The 19,391-nt window shown below is 63.9% G+C and carries 14 protein-coding genes and 1 riboswitch; of the genes, 8 read left to right on the top strand and 6 right to left on the bottom strand.

What is annotated here, in order from left to right; translation table 11 throughout:
- Positions 1-42 precede the first annotated feature (42 nt).
- The gene (locus tag GBB14_RS09235; RefSeq protein WP_151529566.1) at positions 43-1,359 is read right to left on the bottom strand and encodes an O-acetylhomoserine/O-acetylserine sulfhydrylase; all 1,317 of its coding nucleotides are present in this window, start codon (positions 1,357-1,359) and stop codon (positions 43-45) included.
- Between the two features lie 413 nt (positions 1,360-1,772).
- Positions 1,773-3,500 (bottom strand): phosphomethylpyrimidine synthase ThiC, encoded by a 1,728-nt coding sequence (thiC, locus tag GBB14_RS09230; RefSeq protein WP_151529565.1) that lies wholly within the window; start codon positions 3,498-3,500, stop codon positions 1,773-1,775.
- Positions 3,493-3,605, bottom strand: a riboswitch (TPP riboswitch). (Overlaps the previous gene by 8 nt.)
- 291 nt (positions 3,606-3,896) lie before the next feature.
- Here thiC and GBB14_RS09225 point away from each other — a divergent pair.
- Positions 3,897-4,931 (top strand): triacylglycerol lipase, encoded by a 1,035-nt coding sequence (locus tag GBB14_RS09225; RefSeq protein ID WP_151529564.1) that lies wholly within the window; start codon positions 3,897-3,899, stop codon positions 4,929-4,931.
- 185 nt (positions 4,932-5,116) lie between these two features.
- On the opposite strand, the gene GBB14_RS09220 is transcribed toward GBB14_RS09225, so the two are convergent.
- A complete protein-coding gene (locus GBB14_RS09220; protein WP_192796197.1) occupies positions 5,117-5,887 on the bottom strand; it encodes a YwqG family protein in 771 nt (256 codons plus the stop codon).
- A gap of 122 nt (positions 5,888-6,009) precedes the next feature.
- On the opposite strand from GBB14_RS09220, the gene GBB14_RS09215 reads away from it, so the two are divergent.
- Positions 6,010-7,674, top strand: coding sequence for an FAD/NAD(P)-binding protein (locus GBB14_RS09215; protein WP_151529561.1), 1,665 nt, complete (start codon positions 6,010-6,012; stop codon positions 7,672-7,674).
- A gap of 79 nt (positions 7,675-7,753) precedes the next feature.
- On the opposite strand, the gene GBB14_RS09210 is transcribed toward GBB14_RS09215, so the two are convergent.
- Complete coding sequence (locus tag GBB14_RS09210) at positions 7,754-9,964, bottom strand: NADP-dependent isocitrate dehydrogenase (protein ID WP_151529559.1); 2,211 nt, start codon at positions 9,962-9,964, stop codon at positions 7,754-7,756.
- Positions 9,965-10,167: 203 nt separating this feature from the next.
- Here GBB14_RS09210 and GBB14_RS09205 point away from each other — a divergent pair, with 203 nt between their 5' ends.
- Complete coding sequence (locus GBB14_RS09205; RefSeq protein ID WP_151529558.1) at positions 10,168-11,400, top strand: MFS transporter; 1,233 nt, start codon at positions 10,168-10,170, stop codon at positions 11,398-11,400.
- Here the strand turns inward: GBB14_RS09205 and GBB14_RS09200 are convergent.
- On the bottom strand, positions 11,397-12,641 hold the full coding sequence (locus tag GBB14_RS09200) for an FAD-binding oxidoreductase (protein WP_151529557.1): 1,245 nt from the start codon (positions 12,639-12,641) through the stop codon (positions 11,397-11,399). The two genes, GBB14_RS09205 and GBB14_RS09200, sit on opposite strands and share 4 nt — an antisense overlap.
- A 95-nt stretch (positions 12,642-12,736) precedes the next feature.
- Here GBB14_RS09200 and GBB14_RS09195 point away from each other — a divergent pair, with 95 nt between their 5' ends.
- The 5 genes from GBB14_RS09195 (at position 12,737) to GBB14_RS09175 (ending at position 18,046) form a co-directional block, all read left to right on the top strand.
- Positions 12,737-13,648, top strand: coding sequence for an exodeoxyribonuclease III (locus GBB14_RS09195; protein WP_192796201.1), 912 nt, complete (start codon positions 12,737-12,739; stop codon positions 13,646-13,648).
- 92 nt (positions 13,649-13,740) lie between these two features.
- The gene (gene trpS / locus GBB14_RS09190; protein WP_151529555.1) at positions 13,741-14,784 is read left to right on the top strand and encodes a tryptophan--tRNA ligase; all 1,044 of its coding nucleotides are present in this window, start codon (positions 13,741-13,743) and stop codon (positions 14,782-14,784) included.
- Between the two features lie 36 nt (positions 14,785-14,820).
- Entirely contained in the window at positions 14,821-15,897 is a 1,077-nt protein-coding gene (gene yhjD, locus GBB14_RS09185) for an inner membrane protein YhjD (RefSeq protein WP_151529554.1), read from the top strand.
- A 137-nt stretch (positions 15,898-16,034) separates the two neighbouring features.
- Positions 16,035-17,141 carry a YihY/virulence factor BrkB family protein gene (locus tag GBB14_RS09180; protein WP_192796196.1) on the top strand — a complete coding sequence of 369 codons (1,107 nt, stop codon included), beginning with the start codon at positions 16,035-16,037 and terminating at the stop codon, positions 17,139-17,141.
- Positions 17,141-18,046: an RDD family protein gene (locus tag GBB14_RS09175; RefSeq protein ID WP_151529552.1), complete on the top strand. Its 906-nt coding sequence runs from the start codon at positions 17,141-17,143 to the stop codon at positions 18,044-18,046. The genes GBB14_RS09180 and GBB14_RS09175 overlap by 1 nt, the downstream gene beginning before the upstream one ends.
- Here GBB14_RS09175 and GBB14_RS09170 read toward each other — a convergent pair.
- The gene (locus GBB14_RS09170) at positions 18,043-19,356 is read right to left on the bottom strand and encodes a serine hydrolase (RefSeq protein ID WP_151529551.1); all 1,314 of its coding nucleotides are present in this window, start codon (positions 19,354-19,356) and stop codon (positions 18,043-18,045) included. The two genes, GBB14_RS09175 and GBB14_RS09170, sit on opposite strands and share 4 nt — an antisense overlap.
- Positions 19,357-19,391: the final 35 nt, after the last annotated feature.

The following is a 19,391-nucleotide window of genomic DNA, read 5'->3' as shown; positions in this document are numbered from 1 at the left end:
GGTGTCCTTTCCCTCTCCGGCGCGAGTGATCGCTGCGGTGGGTTAGCTGAGGGCGGCGAAGCCGCGCTCGAGATCAGCGATGATGTCCTCGATCGCCTCGATACCCACCGAAAGGCGGATGGTGGACTGGCTGATACCGGCCCGGCGGAGACCAGCCTCATCCGATTGCGAGTGCGTCGTAGAGGCCGGGTGCACCACCAGGGAGCGCACATCGCCGATATTCGCCAGGTTGGAGTGCAGCTGCAGGGCGTCGATGAAGGCCCATGCCTCATCGCGGCCGCCCTCGATATCGAAGGAGAGCACCGAGCCGGTGGTGGCTAGGCCCAGCTTCTGCGCGGTGGCGTGGAAGGGCGAGGACTCCAGGCCGGCATAGTTCACCTTGGTCACCGCAGGCTGGGACTCCAGGAACTGGGCCACGGCCAAGGCATTGGAGTTGTGGCGCTCCACGCGCAGACCAACGGTGTCCAGGCCCTGGGCAGTCACCCACGCATTGAAGGGGGAGGGGGCGGCACCGGTGTCGCGGAGCAGACCCACCCGGGCCTTGAGGCCATAGGCGGCGGGGCCGAGGTCCACATAGCGCAGGCCGTGATAGGCGGGGTCTGGGGTGACGAAATCGGGGTATTTGGGTTCACCGTTGTGTTCCACGGACCAATCGAAAGAGCCGCCGTCGACAAGCACACCGCCCAAGCCGGAACCATTGCCGGTGTAGAACTTGGTCAGCGAGGCCACCACTACATCGGCGCCCAGTTCGAGCGGGCGGACCAGGGCTGCGGTGGCCACGGTGTTGTCCACGATCAGCGGCACCTTGTGCTCATGCGCCACCGCGGAGATGGCCGGAATATCCAGCACATCCACCTGCGGGTTGGCGAAGGTCTCGCCGAAGAAGGCCACGGTGTTGTCCTGTGCGGCGGCCGCCCAGGATTCGGGATCGTCCGGATCCTCGACGAAGGTGACGTCGATACCCAGCCGCGGCAGGGTGATCTGGAAGAGCGTCTCGGTGCCGCCATAGATGCGCGGGGAGGAGACAATATGGGAGCCGGCGCGGGCCAGGCTGAGGATCGCGGCGGTCTCAGCGGCCATGCCGGAGGCGAAGAGCACAGCGTGCACGCCGCCCTCGAGGGAGGCGAGGCGCTCTTCGACGGCGGCCACGGTGGGGTTGGTCAGGCGGGAATACACCGGACCAAGGTCGGAAAGATCGAAACGCGCGGCAGCATGGGCGGCGTCGTCGAATACATAGGAGGAGGTGAAGTACAGCGGCAGATTGCGGGCGCCGGTATCGGAGTCCACCGGCTGGCCGGCGTGGATCGAGCGGGTAGCAAAGCCCCACTCGGCCGCGTTCTCATTGTTGTACTTAGGCATTGATGGTTCCTCTCATCATGGACATTTATGGGGACCACAACGCGGGACGGTTCGAGCCATCCGCCGGAGAACACAGTATGAGACAGCTTCGCCGCGAAGGAGGAACCATAGACCGCGGCGAGCGCTTGAAAAGAAATGACTTCCCAAGAGTCCTTAAGGGAAAGCGGAGAGCGTCGAATCCTTAGCGCCCCGCGTTGCGTTGTCAGCAACCCTAACGAACCGCTCGGTCTAGAGCAAGGGCTGAGCGGGCAGAGTGGGCGCGCTTATATGTCGTGAACTGCGACGATGGGATAGACAGCTCGGTATGTGAGTTAGCTCATTTTGGGGGTGGTGGGAGATATATAAGACCCTGCCCCAGCCATCGATCGGGAGGGATGGGCGGCGGGGCGGGGTGTCGCGCGCGGATGGGGGTTTTAGGAGGTGGCTGGGCTCAGCGGCAGGTAGACGCGCTCGCCGCGCCGGGTGAACTCATCCGACTTTTCCTGCATACCGGCCTCGATAGCTTCAGCCGAGGTGAGACCGTGCTCCTGGGCATAGTCGCGCACGTCCTGGCTGATCTTCATCGAGCAGAACTTCGGGCCGCACATGGAGCAGAAGTGGGCGGTCTTGGCCGGTTCGGCCGGCAGGGTCTCATCGTGGAAGTCCAGCGCCGTATCGGGATCCAGGGCTAGGGCGAATTGATCGTGCCAGCGGAACTCGAAACGGGCGGTGGACAACGCATCATCGCGCTCCTGGGCGCGGGGATGTCCCTTGCCCAGATCCGCAGCGTGGGCGGCGATCTTATAGGTGATCACGCCTGTTTTCACATCATCGCGGTTGGGCAGGCCTAGGTGCTCCTTCGGGGTGACGTAGCACAGCATCGCGGTGCCCGCCTGGCCGATGATCGCGGCGCCAATCGCGGAGGTGATGTGATCGTAGCCGGGGGCGATATCGGTGGTCAGCGGGCCGAGGGTGTAGAAGGGGGCCTCATCGCACCAGTCCTCCTCCCAGGTGACATTCTCTGCCACCTTGTGCATGGGGATGTGGCCAGGCCCTTCGATCATCACCTGCACGCCATGATCGTGGGCGATGCGGGTGAGCTCGCCGAGAGTGCGCAGCTCGGCCAGCTGGGCCTCGTCATTGGCATCGGCGATCGAGCCCGGGCGCAGGCCATCGCCGAGGGAGAAGGTGACATCATAGGCGGCGAGAATCTCGCAGAGCTCCGCGAAGTTGGTGTACAGGAAGGACTCGCGGTGCTCCTTCAAGCACCACGCCGCCATGATCGAGCCGCCGCGGCTGACGATGCCGGTGACGCGCTCGGCGGCCAGCGGAATATAGCGCAGCAGCACCCCAGCGTGCACCGTCATATAATCCACGCCCTGCTCGCACTGCTCAATGATGGTGTCGCGGTAGATCTCCCAGGTGAGTTTGGTGGCATCACCTTTGACCTTCTCTAGTGCCTGGTAGATCGGCACGGTGCCCACCGGCACGGGGGAGTTACGCAGAATCCACTCGCGGGTTTCGTGAATATTGTCGCCGGTGGAGAGGTCCATGATGGTGTCTGCGCCCCAGCGGGTGGCCCACACCATCTTCTCCACTTCCTCCGCGATGGAGCTGGTGACCGCCGAATTTCCGATATTCGCGTTCACCTTCACCGCGAACTTCTTGCCGATGATCATCGGCTCGATCTCGGGGTGCTTGTGATTGGCGCAAATCACCGCTCGGCCCGCGGCCACCTCCTCGCGCACTTCCTCCGGGCTGAAGCCCTCGCGGTGGGCGATGAAGGTCATCTCCGGGGTGATGATCCCGGCCCGAGCCCAGGCCAGCTGGGTGCGCACCAGCGTGGTGGGCTGCGCCTCCGAAGCGGGGGCGGGGGCCGGGGTTTCCCACCCCTCGCGCAGAGGCTCGAGACCCTTCTTCAGATCCAGCTGGGGGTTGTCCTCGGTGTAGATACCAGAGGTGTCATAGACCTCGAAATCCGTGCCGGTGGTCAGCTCGATGGCCCGCGCCGGGATGCGCATGGTGGTGGTGGAACCATCGGTGTTGGTGTGGATGGCCTCGCGGTAGGTCTTGTGGCTGCGGTAGATGGGGCCGGTGGTCAGCTCTCCCGGTTCCGGGGCAGCACTGCGGGCCTTCTTGGCGGCAGACAGACGGGTAGTCATAAAAAATCCTTCCTACGCTGGCATGATCCAGACAGGTTCATACGGTCGACCCATGCGCTGGGTCCTCTCAGCGCGCAGCATCAGCGCACTCCCGTGGGTATGAGGTTGTATTTACTTAAGGCTATAACATCGGGATACCTTTGTCTTAGCTTTGTGGTTTACCCCCACTTGTTCCCCTGATTTCCTGCAGAAATGATTTTTTGGGGGTAACTAACCTTCGGTTTGGTAGGAAAATAGATTACACAGGCCTAGGCTTAGCTGTAGCACCAGTAACACAGCTGATGTGAAAGTGGTTCCAGTTACAGTATCGGTGGTTCTATGGGGTGATCCCCTCGGCTTCTGAGTTGTGCAGACTGGGCCGCTGACCTGAATTGCCAAGGAGTTAAGGAAACACACATGGCTTTATCACGAACTTTCCGCCGCCGTTTCGGCGCAGTCTGTGCAGGGGTTATCACTATCGCCGCTGTCCTCGTGCCCAGCGTGCAGGCAACCATCGTTGTCAGCGATGAGGGAAACCATGGGCCCACCCAGCCCAACCTCGCTGCCGCAGCGCTTGTGCAAATGCAGAACCCCAGTGTCATGCCGGAGGGAGTAAATACCGGCTGTGTGCCGCAAGAGGGTCAAAACCCAGTGGTGCTTCTCCATGGCATGAACTCCAATCCGTATGGCTCTTTCGCTGCTCTCGGACCTGCACTGGCTGTCGATGGTCGCTGCGTCTATGCCCCGGCCTACGGAAAATATGACGGCCCTCTTCCTGTGACCTCCAATGTCGAGGGAGTCTACGGGCTTAAACCTGCCAGCGAGTCGCTGGCTGAGGTCGCCGCTGATATCGAGGCCGTCAAGGCTCACACGGGAGCGAAGAAGGTGGACATCGTTGGCTACTCCCTTGGCGGGACCCTAGCCTCCATGTATGCCAAACAGGTTGGCTCCGAAGGGGTGGGTACTGTGATCACTCTCGGCGGTGCGATCCATGGCACCAACCTACTCGGCATTGCGCGTTATGCCCAAGAAGCGAACGCTGCCGGCATACCCGTGTATCCAGCAATCGACCGAATTTTCGGTGAGGTAGCCAAGGATCTCCTCGCCGGCTCTGACGCCATGAACGCCCTCGCTGAAGGTGGAATAGAGGTCGAAGGAGTGCGCTACGTGTCCATTTCCTCACGCACCGACACGGTGGTTACCCCAATGGCCAACTCTCAGTTCGATGGCCCCAACTCCACTGCACTGGTGCTACAGGATGGATGCTCTCAAGACCTAGCCTCGCACCTCGGCCTGCCCTACTCTCCGCGCGCTATTAGTCTTACACGTCGAGCTCTCGGTGCAGATGTGGACATTGCCTGCGGCCCTGGCCTGATGTTGTCTGCGGACATGAGCGGCACCGGCTCGAGCTACGATCAACGTGATATCACCGTTCCATTTAGTTCCAGCTAAGAGGGCCCCACTGCTCGACTGCTAGGCACACTGCAGCTAGTTCCCATGAGGAAGCATTCCGCGCTCGAGGACACAACAGGTTCTGGGGCGCTGAACGCTGCGGGTAATTGCAGTTTTCAAAGCGTTAAAAGGCCCGATGTAACACTGGTGCCGAGCGCCTCGGTTGGTCCCAAGCATCCGCGCCCTTAGTAGCAGTCCCAGCTATAGCCGACGCGAGAGAAGTCGCGGGCCCGCAGGTCCGCAGCGGAGATGAAAAACCCCCCTACGCCTGTATCGCCCCACATCACCGGCCCCTCGCTATCGATCTGCAGTAGCAGCACATCGAGCTCATCCTCCGGGGTGCGCAAATCCGCCTGGGTGAAGAAGGGATAGCCGCCGATACGGTGCCCGCCGGCGGTGTGGCTGTCACGGAGCTGATCCACGAGCTCGCCGATGCCGGCAGCATCAACCTCGATGCCCAGCTCCTCCTCCGCCTCCGCCACTGCATCCTCGAAACGATGATCCTCGGTGGAGATGGGCTGGCGGACGAGCTCGAAGTCCATCCCGACGCCCTCGCTGCGAGTAAAGGGGGTGTGGGCCGCGGCGGGCAGGGTATAGGTGCTGCTGTCGACGGTGGAATCAAAGGATTCGCGGTAGATCACCCGGTGGTTATTGCGCCGGATATTGTCGAAGTCGTGCATGCCCAGCAGGTCATCGCCACCGATGAAAAACTGCAGCAGGCCAGTGGCGGGCAGCAGATCATTGGCGGGAAGCTCGGCGAGGTTGAGCTGGGCCAAAAACACCAGCGGCGCGCCGTCCTGGCCCACCGGCGCCTCTTCGCCAGGATCCAGATAGGGCTGGCCGCCCACGGTGCTCTCGCTCAGCGTCTGCGGGGTGCCGCGCAGCTGAATCTCGATAGAGGGGAGGGTGGAGTGTTCGGTGATATGCGCGAGGAGGCGCTCGGATTCGCTGTTCATGGGGTCCTTTCCGCTACAGCGCTCGCTCAATACTGTGGTGCGCCTCATGCTAGGGCCCCGTGGCGTCGAGCGCCAGGGAACACGTGTACGAAGTCGAGGCGGCGGCGGAATACAATGGCCCTATGGCTCGAATAGCGATCATTGGGTGTGGCCCGCGGGGATTGGCGGTGCTGGAAAGGCTGACAGCTTTCGCCGAGCAGCGCGGCGTGCAGGATCTGTGCATCGAGGTGATCGAGGAGTACGCTCCCGGCTCCGGTGCGGTGTGGAATCCCGAGCAGTCGCCGCTCATGCTCATGAATACCGCCAGTGGGGAAGTCACGGCCTTCGTGGACGAGACCGTGGAGCTGAGCGGCCCGCTCTGCACGGGGCCCACCCTCTATGAATGGGCCCATAGCGCTGCCGCGGAGCCGTGGCTGGCGCTCGCCGGCGAGTGGGCACAGCAGGAAGCCGCGCAGCTTGCGGCCGCGGATCCCGCCAGCCGGCCCCTCTATGGCCTGTATCTGCAGTGGCGTTTCTCCCAGCTCAACGGCGCGGGCGTGCGGGTGCATACGCGCCGGGCCCGCCGCGTCCACCGCTTCGGCGAGGGCTGGCAGATTGACTTCGCCGATGAGGCGGAATCGATTCGCGTGGACGCCTGCGTGCTCACACTTGGCCATATCCCCGCCCTGCTACCGCCGGATGTGCACCAGCTCGACGAGGCGTTAGCGCAGCTCGGGATCACCAACACGCTGCACATCCACCCCGCTAATGCCGCCGATCACCTCGCGGAGCTCGAGACGCTAGAGCCCGGTGAGACGGTGCTGATAAAGGGAGTGGGGCTGTCCTTCTTTGACTATATGGCCGCCCTCACCGAAGGCCGCGGCGGCCGCTTCACCGCGGCGGGCTATGAGCCCTCGGGGCGAGAGCCGCACATCGTAGCCGGCTCACCGAGTGGTCTGCCCTATCGCGGCAAGCGGAACCTGCTCCAGCAGTACACGCCACAGGTGCTCACCCCGGAGGCGATCGCGGATCTCACCCCGCCGATCGATTTCATGCGCGATATCTGGCCGCTCATCACCGCCGAGGTGGAGGCCCACTATCCCGATGTGGATTGGCAAAAGATCATCGACCCCGCAGTGGACATGGGGCAGTGGCGGCAGTGGCTACACACCTACCTCACCGAAGACGCTTCGTGGTTTGACCCGATTCGCGATACGTGGCCGGTGATCGAGCAGGCCGTGGGCGCGGGGCGGCTCTCCGCGCACAGCTATTCGGCGCACTTTAAGGACTTCTTCACTGGGGTCAATAGCGCGAATCTGCAGGGGCCGCCGCAGTTCCGTCTCGCGCAGCTCGATGCGCTTATCGACGCCGGCATCGTCACCCTGCCCGGCCCCGGCTTTTATGTAGAACCCAGTGCCCCGGAGGGCTTTGTGTGCTATTCGCGGATGAACGCCACGCAGCGCTATCACAGCCGGGTGTGTATCGAGGCCCGCCAGCCCAACCCCGATGTGTCCGTGAGTGCCGATCCGCTCATGCAGCAGCTGCTGGCGGAGGAAGTGGCCATGGAGATGGTGCTGGAGGATTCCTCTGGTACGGCCGCCACCGGGGCGCTGGCGATTTCGGATGAGACGATGCGGGTGATCCACCCTGCCAATGGGCAGCCCTGGGCCAGCCTCTATGCCTTCGGTATCTCGGTGGCGGGGCTGCACTGGCCGGTGGCGGAAACCGCCCAAGCCCGCAGCAATCACGGGATTTTGCGCCGCGCCGATGCAATTGCGGCCGATATTGCCGCCCGCTTTATGGCCTAGTGCGGGCAGGCGCCCAGACAGGGCAAAAGCCCATCGCCGCGGAGGAGGATCTCTGCGGTGGTGGGCCTTGGCGTTGTGCTTACTTCAGGGTGTCGAGGATCTCGTTGTAGCGAGCGACCGGACGCATCACAGCGTTGGCCTTCTCCTCATCGGGGGCGTAGTAGCCGCCCAGATCGACGGACTCGCCCTGGACGTCGATGAGAGCCTGGTGGATCTCCTCGGAGGCCTCCTGCAGGGCCTCGGCAACCGGCTTGAAGGTCGCGGCGATCTCCGCGTCATCGCTCTGCTGTGCCAGCTCGGTGGCCCAGAAGAGAGTCAGCCAGAAGTGAGAGCCACGGTTGTCGTTCTCATTGACCTTGCGGGAGGGGGACTTGCCCTCGTTCAGCAGGGTCTCGGTGGCCCTGTCCAAAGCGGAGGCCAGCACGCCGGCCTTGTCATTGCCATTGGACTGCTGCTCGTGGCGGAAGGACTCAGCCAGAGCCAGGAACTCGCCGAGGGAGTCCCAGCGCAGGTGGTTTTCCTCCACCAGCTGCTGCACGTGCTTCGGGGCGGAGCCGCCGGCACCGGTCTCGAAGAGGCCGCCGCCTGCCATGAGCGGCACCACGGAGAGCATCTTCGCGGAGGTACCCAGCTCGAGGATCGGGAAGAGGTCAGTGTTGTAGTCACGCAGCACGTTACCGGTCACGGAGATGGTGTCCTCGCCGCGACGGATGCGTTCCACCGAGTAGGTGGTGGCCTCGACCGGGGACATGATCTGGATATCCAGGCCCTCGGTGTCGTGATCGGCCAGGTACTTCTTCACCAGCTCGGTGAGGTTGCGGTCGTGGGCGCGCTCCGGGTCGAGCCAGAACACTGCCGGCATACCGGAGAGACGGGCGCGGGTCACGGCCAGCTTCACCCAGTCCTGGATCGGGGCGTCCTTGGCCTGGCAGGCGCGCCAGATATCGCCGGCCTCGACCTCGTGCTCCATGAGCACCTCGCCAGCGGAATTAACGACCTGCACGGTGCCGTCGGCCTCGATCTTGAAGGTCTTGTCGTGGGAGCCGTACTCCTCAGCCTTCTGTGCCATCAGGCCCACGTTCGGGACGGTGCCCATGGTGGTGGGATCGAAGGCGCCATTGGCCTTGCAGTCCTCGATCACGGCCTGGTACACGCCAGCGTAGGAGGAATCCGGGATGACGGCGAGGGCGTCCTGCTCCTCGTCGTTCTTGTTCCACATGTGGCCGGCGGTGCGGATCATGGCCGGCATGGAGGCGTCGATAATCACATCGGAGGGCACGTGCAGGTTGGTGATGCCCTTGTGGGAGTTCACCATGGCCACGTCTGGGCCCTCGGCGAGAGCCTTCTCGAAGGCAGCCTTGATCTCCTCGCCACCCTCGACGGAGTCGAGGCCTTCCAGGATGGCGCCGAGGCCGTTTTCGCCGTTCAGGCCGTTGGCCAGCAGCACCTCGCCGTGCTCGGCGAAGACATCCTTGAAGAAGGCGCGCACCACGTGGCCGAAGATGATCGGGTCGGAGACCTTCATCATGGTGGCCTTGAGGTGAGCGGAGAAGAGCACGCCCTCGTCCTGGGCGCGCTGCACCTGCTCGGTGAGGAAGGCGTCCAGAGCCTTGGCGGACATGAAGGTGGCGTCCACCACCTCGCCCTCCTGGACCTCCAGGTTGTCCTTGAGTACCTGCTCACCCTCGTCGGTGACGAGCTTGATGGTGAGGGAATCGGCGGCGGGCATAATCACGGACTTCTCGTTGTGGCGGAAGTCGCCGGAGTCCATGGTGGCCACGTTCGTCTTGGAGTCGGCCGACCACTCGCCCATGCGGTGCGGGTACTTCTTCACGAAGTTCTTCACGGCGATGGGGGCGCGACGATCGGAGTTGCCCTCACGCAGCACCGGGTTCACCGCGGAGCCCTTGACGGCGTCGTAGCGGGCGCGGATGTCCTTTTCCTCATCGGTGGAGGGCTTTTCCGGGTACTCCGGCAGGGCGAAGCCCTTGTCCTGCAGCTCCTTGATGGCGCGCAGCAGCTGCGGCAAGGAGGCGGAGATATTGGGAAGCTTGATGATGTTAGCTTCCGGGGTCTTGGCTAGTTCACCGAGCTCAGCGAGAGCATCATTGACCTTCTGGTCCTCGCCGAGATAGTCGGGGAACTGGGCGAGGATGCGTCCGGCGAGGGAAATGTCGGAGGTCTCCACATCGATACCGGCGGTCGCTGCGAATGCCTCCACGGCGGGCTTGAGTGAGTAGGTGGCCAGCAGCGGGGCCTCGTCGGTGCGGGTGTAAATGATCTTAGCCATGCGTCTCCTATATATATGAGTTGAAGAAATAACAGTACAGCCGTCTACGATACCCGTTCTCTTTTCCCGTGGGGGTAAAAAGGCGTCCGGATCCCACGGCTGCTCCACACCCAGCTGTCCGGATTGCATTGTGGCCATAAAGGTGTAGTGTCTCAACGTTCGTACTACGTGTTGCACCCCAGTGTGGGAAAGGAGAAGAGCTGTTGCTGCGTCGGACAAAGAGGCTGCCGCGCCAAACCGAGATCTCGGATGCTCGCCGCTATATCGTGATGGCCGCATTCGCGCTCGGCGCCTTCGGCATCGGCACCACCGAGTTCGCCTCCATGGGTTTGCTGCCGCTGATCGCCACCGACTTCGGTATCAGTGAGGCCAAGGCCGGCACGGTCATCTCCGTCTACGCGCTGGGAGTCATGGTCGGCTCCCCGATGGTGGCGCTGTTTACCGGCTTCATGCCGCGGCGCCGGCTGCTGCTTCTGCTCATGGCGGCGTTTACTATCTCCCACGCGGTCACGGTATTCAGCTCCTCTTATGCGATGCTGCTCATCACCCGCTTCGTCGCGGGCCTGCCGCATGGCGCCTACTTTTCCATCACCGCGCTGGCCACCGCCTCCATGGCTCCGGCGGGGCAGCGGGGCCGCTCCATCGCCTATGTGGGCATGGGCTTCTCGGTGGCCACGGTGGCCGGCGTGCCCGCAGCCCAGGCGCTGGGCTCGGTTTTCGGCTGGCAGATCGCCTATGCCCTAGTCGCGGCGGTGGGTCTGATTACCCTGGTGGCGCTGTGGTTCCTCATGCCGCACATGACCGAGATGCCGCCGACCAGCCCCCGCACCGAGCTCGGGGCCCTCGCAAAGGCGCAGATCTGGCTGACGCTGCTCATCGGCACCATCGGCTTCGGCGGCAACTTCGCCGTCTACACCTACATCACCTGGACCATGACGGAGCGGGCGGGGCTGAACCCGCACTGGATGTGGCTGGTGCTCATGGTCTACGGCTTCGGCCAGCTGCTCGGCAATGTTATCGGCGGCCGGCTCAGCGATTGGAACCTCGAAAAGGGCATCATGGGCGCGCTCAGCGCCTCCGCCATTCTCATGACGTTGTTCTATCTCGCCTCGCAGCATGTGTGGCTGGCCGTTCCAGTGTTCGTGCTCATCGGCACCGCCGCCAGCGCGCTGGTGCCCATCCTGCAGATTCGTCTCATGGACAATGCCGGCGAGGCGCAGATGCTGGCGGCCTCGCTCAACCACACCGCGCTCAACACCGCCAACGCCCTGGGTGCGGCGCTGGGCGGCGTGGTGATCGGCGCCGGGTTCTCCTATGCCGCCCCCGCGCTGGCCGGTGCCGGCCTGGCGGTTTTGGGTGTGTGCACCTGGGCGCTGGCCTATCGCCTGAAGCGGGCGGAAGACGCCAGGATGGCGTCGACAAGCGCCCAGCGCTAAAAGCGCGGCAGGGCAAAGGGGCGCATATCGATGCCCGGATCGCGGCCGGCGACGAGTGCGCTAACGATCTCGCCGGTGACCGGGCCGAGGGTGAGCCCGTGCATATTGTGCCCGGCGGCGACGATGATATTCGGCTGCGCCCGCACCGGGCTGATATAAGGAAGCCCAGTGGGGGTCATCGGGCGCGGGCCGGTCCATTCCCGCGAGATCGGGGCCGTGTCCAGGCCAGTAATAAAGCGCGCGGCCCGTTCCCGCAGAAAATCCATGCGGTGGCGCTCAAAACGTTCCACGCGGAAACCGAAATCCATCAGCCCCACCACCCGGGCGCTGCCGCTCATCGGCACGATCAGCGTCTTGCGATGCAACCCCATGACGAGGCTGCGCGGCAGCGGATCCATCTCCACATGAAAGCTATAGCCGGTGCCCGGGGTGACGGCGGAGAAGCGCAGCCCTGGAATGCCGCGGAGTTGCCGGTTCAGCCAGGCGCCGGTGGAGACGACCGCCTTATCGAAGCCGATGGTCTCCACCCCGTGGCCGGTGCGGACGGTGGCGTGGGTGGAGTCGAGGGAGAGTAGCTCGGTGTGGGGGAGGATCCTCGCCCCCAGCTCGGTGAGGGCGGTGTGCAGCTCCGTGCAGAAGAGATCCGGATCGATATAGCGCTCGGTGGGGATGCGATAGCCGGCGGTGATCTCCTCGCCCAGAAGCGGCTCCTCCAGCTCGGCGCGGCTCAGAATCGGCCCGGGCTCCTCCAACCCGAGGTGCCGGGCGCGCGCAACCTGGGCCTCGCGGAAGACACGCAGCGCCGCGGGATCGGAGTGCACATTGAGATAGCCCCAGCCGCCGCCAGCGAGGGAGATGCCATCGCGGTGAAAAGAGTCATAGGCGGCCATCGCCTGGCGCACCAGCTGATCCAGCGCCGCCGTATTGCGCTGCAGCCGCGACTCCGTGCAGTTGCGCAGGAATTGCAGGCCAAATACCGACAGCCGCGGCAGCGCCAAGGGGGCGATGGTGAAGTAGTGGCGCTGCGAGATCACGCCCTCGGCCAGCTGGGTGAGCAGCGCCGGCTCGGGCATGGGCAGCGCCTGCAGCGGGGTGATCTCCCCGGCATTGCCGCGCGCCGCCCCAGAGCCTATCCGGCTCCTATCGATGAGGGTGACCGCATGGTCCGCACGCGCCAGACTAAAGGCGGTACACAGCCCCACCAGCCCCGCTCCTGCGACGAGAACCTGCTGTGTTGCCATGGTGAACCACCTTTCTCTGAGAGGATTTTGCGTGTGAAACTAATGCTACCGGCGGGGTTGGGGAGATGGCCACGATAGAATTGCGGGCTATGGCTATCACGATTTCTTCTGTCAACGTCAATGGCATCCGCGCCGCGGTGAAGCAGCGCTCCGAAGACAACCGCGGCATGCTCGCCTGGCTCGAGACCGCCGGGGTGGATGTGGTGCTCATGCAGGAGGTGCGCGCCGACGACACCCAGGCCCGCGCCGCCCTGGCCCCAGCCCTGGATTCGGGCTGGCATCTCGCCACCGCGCCGGCCGCCGCCAAGGGTCGCGCCGGGGTGGGGATTCTTTCCCGCTATGAGCTGGGTGATGTGGAGATCGGCATTCCCGGTTTCGAGGACTCGGGCCGCTTCATCGCTGCCACGCTTATCGACGCTCCCCTGGAGTCGCTGCGCGTGGCCTCGCTCTATCTGCCCTCCGGCGCGGCCGACACCGAGAAGCAGGATGAGAAATACGCCTTCCTCGATTCCTTCGGCCCCCTGCTGGAGGAGCTGGCCACGACCCACCCGGACATGGTGATCGGCGGCGACTGGAATATCTGCCACCGCGCCCAGGATTTGAAGAATGACAAAGCCAATAAGAAGAAGTCCGGTTTCTTGCCGGACGAGCGGGCCTTTATGGACTCGGTCTTTGGCACCTTCCCCGATGGGGCGAGCCAGGTGGAGGCCCACGGCAGCTTCGCAGGCGCGGTGAACTATTCCTCGGCGGCGCCGCTGCGGCAGCCGGCCACCGATCCCGCCTGGTTCGATGTGGCTCGCCGTCTCGAGGGCGATGTGGACGGCCCCTATACGTGGTGGACCTACCGCGGTAAGGCCTTCGACACCGATGCCGGGTGGCGCATCGACTACCAGGCGGCCACCGCCGCCATGCTGCAGCGCGCCGAGCGCTGCTGGGTGGATAAGGCCGATGCCTATAATCTGCGGTGGTCCGATCACTCGCCGCTGAATGTGTGCTACGCGGTCTAGTGGCGTGAGTGAAGCGTCGAGAAGCCTAAGAGGGGGCTAGGAGGAGCCGGGTGCAGGCGGGGCGCGAGCGGGGGTTGTAGGATTATTAAACTATGGAAAACTCCCGCTCGACCACCCCACGACCAGAGAAGAAGCAACGCGTCCTATCCGGCATTCAGCCCACCGCAGACTCCTATCACCTCGGTAACTACCTCGGTGCCCTGAAGCAGTGGATTGATCTGCAGGATTCCTATGACGCCTTCTACTTCATCCCTGATCTGCATGCCATTACTGTTGAGCAGAATCCGAAGGAGTTGCGCGAGCGCACCATCAAGGGTGTCGCGCAGCTCTTGGCGCTGGGCATTGACCCGGAAAAGTCCACCCTTTTCGTGCAATCGCATGTGCCCGCCCACGCCGAGCTGAGCTGGGTGCTCACCTGCCTCACCGGCTTCGGCGAGGCCTCCCGCATGACCCAGTTCAAGGACAAGTCCGCCAAGCAGGGCCAAGACCGCACCAGCGCCGGTCTGTTTACCTATCCCATGCTCATGGCTGCCGATATCCTGCTCTACCGCCCCCAGCTGGTGCCGGTGGGCGAGGATCAGCGCCAGCACCTCGAGCTCACCCGCACCCTCGCGGAGCGCTTTAACTCCAAGTACAAGAAGACCTTCGTGGTGCCGGAGAGCTTCATTCCCGAGGGCGCGGCCAAGATCTACGATCTGCAGGAGCCCACCTCGAAGATGAGCAAGTCCGGCTCCAACCCCAAGGGCCTGATCAACCTGCTCGACGAGCCGAAGGTCTCCGCCAAGCGGATCAAGTCCGCCGTCACCGACAATGACGGCGAGATTCGTTATGACCGCGAGGCCAAGCCGGGCGTGTCCAACCTGCTCGTGATTCAATCGGCATTGACCGGCACCAGCATCGAGGATCTGGTGAACGGTTATGCTGGACAGGGCTATGGCGCGCTCAAGACGGATACGGCCGCCGCGCTGGAGGAGTTCACCACCCCGCTCAAACAGCGCTTCGATAGCTTCTTGGCTGATCGCGGCGAGCTGGAAAATATCCTGGCCAAGGGAGCCGATAAGGCTTCCGAGATCGCCGAATCCACCTTGGACGATGTCTACGAGCGGGTGGGCTTTTTGGCAGGACAGCGTCGCTAAGCGAGACGCATAAAAGAGACTGAGGAGAAACCATCTATGGCGGCACGCACTACCGCTAATCCCGCACGCACCGACGTGCACGGCATCGAGCGCACCAACGACGATAACGTCGGCGCCCTCGCCGCGTTCCGCGCCAAGCACGCGTGGTTCGATCACATCATGCGCATGCAGGAGCGCTATTCCTCGATGGGTGGCAACCAATACGCCGCCGGCATCACCTACTTTTCGGTGCTGTCGATTTTCCCCATTCTCATGCTGCTCTTTGCCGCCCTCGGCTTCGTGCTCGCCGGCAACCCGCAGCTTCTCGGCGAGGTGCAACAGCGCATCACCGAATCGGTGGACGGCTCCATGTCCGAGACTCTCACCGAAATCCTGGACACCGCTGTGAAACAGCGCGGCTCGGTAGCGGGAATCGGTGCCCTCACGGCCCTGTGGTCCGGTCTGGGCTGGATGCACAACCTGCGCTATGGCGTGTCTAAGATGTGGAAGCTCAACCCGGTGGGCGGCAACTTCCTGGTGAATAAGCTGCGCGACCTCATCGGCCTGATCACCCTGCTGCTGGCCTTGGTGCTCGCCTTCGGTGTGACCGCCGTGGGCGCCTCGGGGCTGACCGCCACGCTGCTGGAACGGGTGGGCTTGAGCGGTGTCCCCGGCATCAGCTACATCACCTATGTGGTGGCCGTGGTCGTCGGTGTGTTGGCGAACTACCTCGTGTTCTTCTGGTTGGTGAAGTTCATGCCGCGCACTAAGACCCCGCTGAAATCCTGCGCGAAGGCCGCTCTTCTGGGCGCAATTGGATTCGAAATCCTGAAGCAGTTCGGTTCCTTGTTCTTCTCCAATGCGCTGTCCAACCCAGCCGGCGCCACCTTCGGGCCGATCATCGGTGTGATGGCCCTGCTCTACTTCGTCTGGCGTATCCTGCTGTATTCCTCCGCGTGGGCGGCCACCACCGAGGAATCTCTGGCGCTGGTGGACTATGACGTGCCAGAGCCGGCCGTGATCCGCGTGCGCCGCGAAGTACGCACGAAGAGCGCGGCCTCCTCGACCGCCGCTGTTGTCGGCGCAGGCGCCGTGGCCGGCGGCCTGCTCGCCGCGATCTTCGGCGGCAAATAGACTCTCCAGCCTCTCGGGCCTCGTTCACCCAGCGTGGACGGGGCCCTCTTCTCTGCGATGGGCGGTCTGTGCTGCTTCTCAGTCTTTGCTAAGCTGCCAGTGGTTTGCTCAGCGAGATGGATGGAGAGCACACGCCGGTGGCAGCACTGACCTCACCGAATCCGGCGGCGGAGGATGAATTCGGCATTGAACGTGCCGACGCCATCCCGCCGCGGTTGTGTGCTGCGCGCCGCGCCGCGTGGCCGTGGTTCGACCACACCATGCGCATGATCGAGCGCTATATCCGCTGCGGCGGCTGGCAGTATGGTGCCGCCATCACCTACTTCTCGGTGATGTCCATCGTCCCGCTGCTCATGCTCGTCTTTGCCGCCGCCGGCTTCGTGCTCAATAGCCAGCCGCGGCTCATCGACGGCATCGATAGCTTCCTCCGCGAATACTTAGGCGGCGACGCCGCTGCCCCCTTCATGTCCCTCATCATGGAGGCCATGGACCAGCGCAATATGGTGCTGGGAGTGGGTGCCTTCACGGCGCTGTGGACGGGCACGAACTGGATGGTGAACCTGCGCTTCGGCACCAGCGCGGTGTGGCTGGCGGATGCCCGCGGCCCCAATTTCTTCATCTCTAGGCTGCGCGATCTGGTGGAGCTCATCGGCCTCATGGTGGTGCTGCTCATCGCCTTTAGTGTCACCACCGTGCAGACGAGCGCGGTGGCGGACCGCATTGTCGCCTATCTCAGATTGGCTCATGTGCCTGGTGTCGGCGTGGGGCTGAGCCTGGCGGCGCTGGCCGTGGCGGTGCTGGCGAATATCATCGCCTTGGCGTGGATTATGAAGGCCGTGCCCACCGTGGCTGTGCCGTGGTCGCTGGTGTGGCAGCCGGCGCTGGTGGGTGCGGTGATCCTGGAGCTATTCAAACGCGCCGCCAGTGCCATCGCCATCTTTTTCTTCAACTATCCGGCTGGGGTGGTCTTCGGCCCCGTGATCGCGCTCATGGTGCTGCTCTTTATCGTCTGGCAGATCGTGTTGCTGTGCACCGCGTGGTCGGCCACCAGCGATGGCGCCCGCCAACTCGTGGAGCTTGAGGTGCCCCAACCCGCCGTGCTGCACATGGTGGGGGTGCGTGTCCGCCGCGCCCCGATCGCCACCGTGTTCGCACTCCTGTGCGCCGGAGCCGCCGCAGTGGCCGTGGGTGTCCGGTGGCTGCGCTACTCTAGAACTGACGATCGTGCCAAAGGAGAACACTAGTGAATTACCAGCACATTGTGGCCGAGCCAGTGGTGGACATTTACCGTTTGCTGGACCTCGATCATGACGCGGAGCGAGCCCTCGTGCGGCTGTGCACCATCGACGCCGAACTAGAGCTTGAGGGGCTGGCGGAAGAACAATCACCGCGGCGCGAGGTGCGCATCCTCATGGAAATCATGGATGATGCCGACACGCAGCGGGAATATGACGAGAAGGCGCTCGGCCAGCCGTGTAGCTGGGCTGAGCTCGACACCCTCGCCAAGCTCGGCGAGCTGCCCGATGATCTCGGCACCCGTACCCACTTCGGCTCGCAGGCAGCGATGCCGCCGCAGCCCGGGCCGGGAGTCACCACGGCAGGGCCTGCTGGGGTGCCGGGAATGCCGAATATGTCTTCCCCCACCTACGGGGTCGCGCCGCAGAGCCCGCAGCAGCCTGTTCCCGCGCAGGGATATAGCACCGGCGGCCCCGAAGAGCGCCGGCCAGGGCAAGGAACGCGCTTTATCCTGGGAGTCGGCGACTGGTTTGTCGCCCAGTTGTGTGCACAGGCGATACAAGGGTTCTTTGGCTACTCCGACTCGGATGCCCTGGTGAGCGTCCTCATTACCCTCGTGGTCATGCTGGTCTATGTGTGCGGCTCCGAAACCCTCTTCGGCGGCACCCCGGTGAAACTCGCCGCCGGATACCGCACGAAGGATGTGCGCACCGGCAAGAATCTCTCGCTGGAGCAGTCGTTGAAGCGTTCCTGGTGGAAGTTCTTCGCCTGCTTCTCGGGCGGCCAGGTGATATCGATCGTCGCCGGCGCCTACTACAAATACACCATCACCGAGCAGCGAGGATATGTGGGTAAGCACGACGAGTCCGTGCACGGCGAGGTCGTGCGCAAGCGCTTCGTGGAGGATAACTAGCGCCGGCGGCGGGGGCGCAGGCGCACCCGACGGCGCCGCCGCGAGCGCACCCCAGCCACGCCGACCACTCCGGCGAGAATAAGACTGAGGATAAACGCCGCCACCAAGGCCACGTCCGCACCCCGCGATGGGCCGGCAGGTTCCGGCTCCGCCGCGGCGGCGTCCTCGCTGGCAGCGCTGGGGGCTGAGGGGGTGCTTGTCTCCACCGAGCTCGTTTCGGCCACAGCAGCCACCGTGCCGACCGGCTCGGCAGCGGGTGGAGTGTCGGCCGCGGCGTCGATGAGATCATCGGCCATCTGCCAGGCACGCTTCGTCGGGGTGATGGTGGCATCCAAGATCACCGCGGCGAGGCGACGCCCATTGACCTCCCGCGCGCCCACGAAGGTGTGGTTGGCATCATCGGTATAGCCGGTCTTGCCGCCGAGGGAGTCCTCATGCTTGGACAGCAGCTGATTATCGTTCCACACTTCGAATCCCTCATAGTCGCCCCAGCCGGGAAAATCGATGGAGCGCGTGCGTACGATCTCCGCGAATACCGGATTGGCCCACGCCTGCTTATAAATGAGCGCCAAATCAAAGGCCGTGGTGGACATGCCCGGGCCATCCAGACCGCTATAGGTGGCGACGCGCGTATTGCGTGCCCCCACCTGCCGGGCGAGGGCATTGACCTTCTCGAGTGCTACGCGATCGCCGCCGAGCTCCTGGGCGAGGGCGTGGGCGGCATCGTTGCCGCTGGCCATGAGCAGGCCGCTGATGAGCTGCCGATTGGTGTACACCCCATCCGGGCCGATACCCACCGCCGAGCCCTCGATACCGGCCGATTCCGCCGAGACGGACACCTTCTTATCCAGATCGAGATTCGTGATGCTCACCAGCGCCAGCAAGGCTTTAATCACCGAGGCCGGGCGGTAGCGGCCGTGCGGATCCTTCGCGGCACTCACCTCGCCGGAGTCAAGATCGAACACGATCCAGCTTGAGGCGGTATTGCCTTGGGGCACGGTGAAGCCCTCAGCGGCGATGACACCACACTCGTTGAGCTTCGGCCCGCCGGCATTGATCGCCGGCACCGGCAGCGGCGCCGGGGAGCTCTGCCCCGGTTTCGGCTCCTCCGAGGTATCCACTGGGGGCGGTGGGGTCGTGGCGTGCGGGCAATCATCCGTATTCGGCGAGGTGGTTCGCTGCGTTGTCTCTGAGGTGGAGGGAGTGGTCTCCTCCTGTGCCCAGGACACGGGCACGCCGGTGGTGCATAAAGAGAGCGCGAGAAGACAGGCGGGGAGGCGTCGAAAAGCGCGGGAAAAATGTTCAGCCATGATAGGCCGATAGTCTATTGCACGAGTCCACCCAT

The sequence above is a fragment of the Corynebacterium sp. 51B genome, from assembly GCF_008930785.1.
Taxonomy (GTDB): Bacteria; Actinomycetota; Actinomycetes; order Mycobacteriales; family Mycobacteriaceae; genus Corynebacterium; species Corynebacterium megadyptis.
Note: the sequence above shows the minus strand (reverse complement) of the source record. Positions and strands in the feature narration are given on the sequence as shown.

Coding starts and splice junctions, on each gene's coding strand:
- GBB14_RS09210 (WP_151529559.1), bottom strand. CDS start 9,964: ATGGCTAAGATCATTTACACCCGCACCGACGAGGCCCCGCTGCTGGCC.
- GBB14_RS09235 (WP_151529566.1), bottom strand. CDS start 1,359: ATGCCTAAGTACAACAATGAGAACGCGGCCGAGTGGGGCTTTGCTACC.
- GBB14_RS09220 (WP_192796197.1), bottom strand. CDS start 5,887: ATGAACAGCGAATCCGAGCGCCTCCTCGCGCATATCACCGAACACTCC.
- trpS (WP_151529555.1), top strand. CDS start 13,741: ATGGAAAACTCCCGCTCGACCACCCCACGACCAGAGAAGAAGCAACGC.
- thiC (WP_151529565.1), bottom strand. CDS start 3,500: ATGACTACCCGTCTGTCTGCCGCCAAGAAGGCCCGCAGTGCTGCCCCG.
- yhjD (WP_151529554.1), top strand. CDS start 14,821: ATGGCGGCACGCACTACCGCTAATCCCGCACGCACCGACGTGCACGGC.
- GBB14_RS09170 (WP_151529551.1), bottom strand. CDS start 19,356: ATGGCTGAACATTTTTCCCGCGCTTTTCGACGCCTCCCCGCCTGTCTT.
- GBB14_RS09200 (WP_151529557.1), bottom strand. CDS start 12,641: ATGGCAACACAGCAGGTTCTCGTCGCAGGAGCGGGGCTGGTGGGGCTG.
- GBB14_RS09215 (WP_151529561.1), top strand. CDS start 6,010: ATGGCTCGAATAGCGATCATTGGGTGTGGCCCGCGGGGATTGGCGGTG.
- GBB14_RS09225 (WP_151529564.1), top strand. CDS start 3,897: ATGGCTTTATCACGAACTTTCCGCCGCCGTTTCGGCGCAGTCTGTGCA.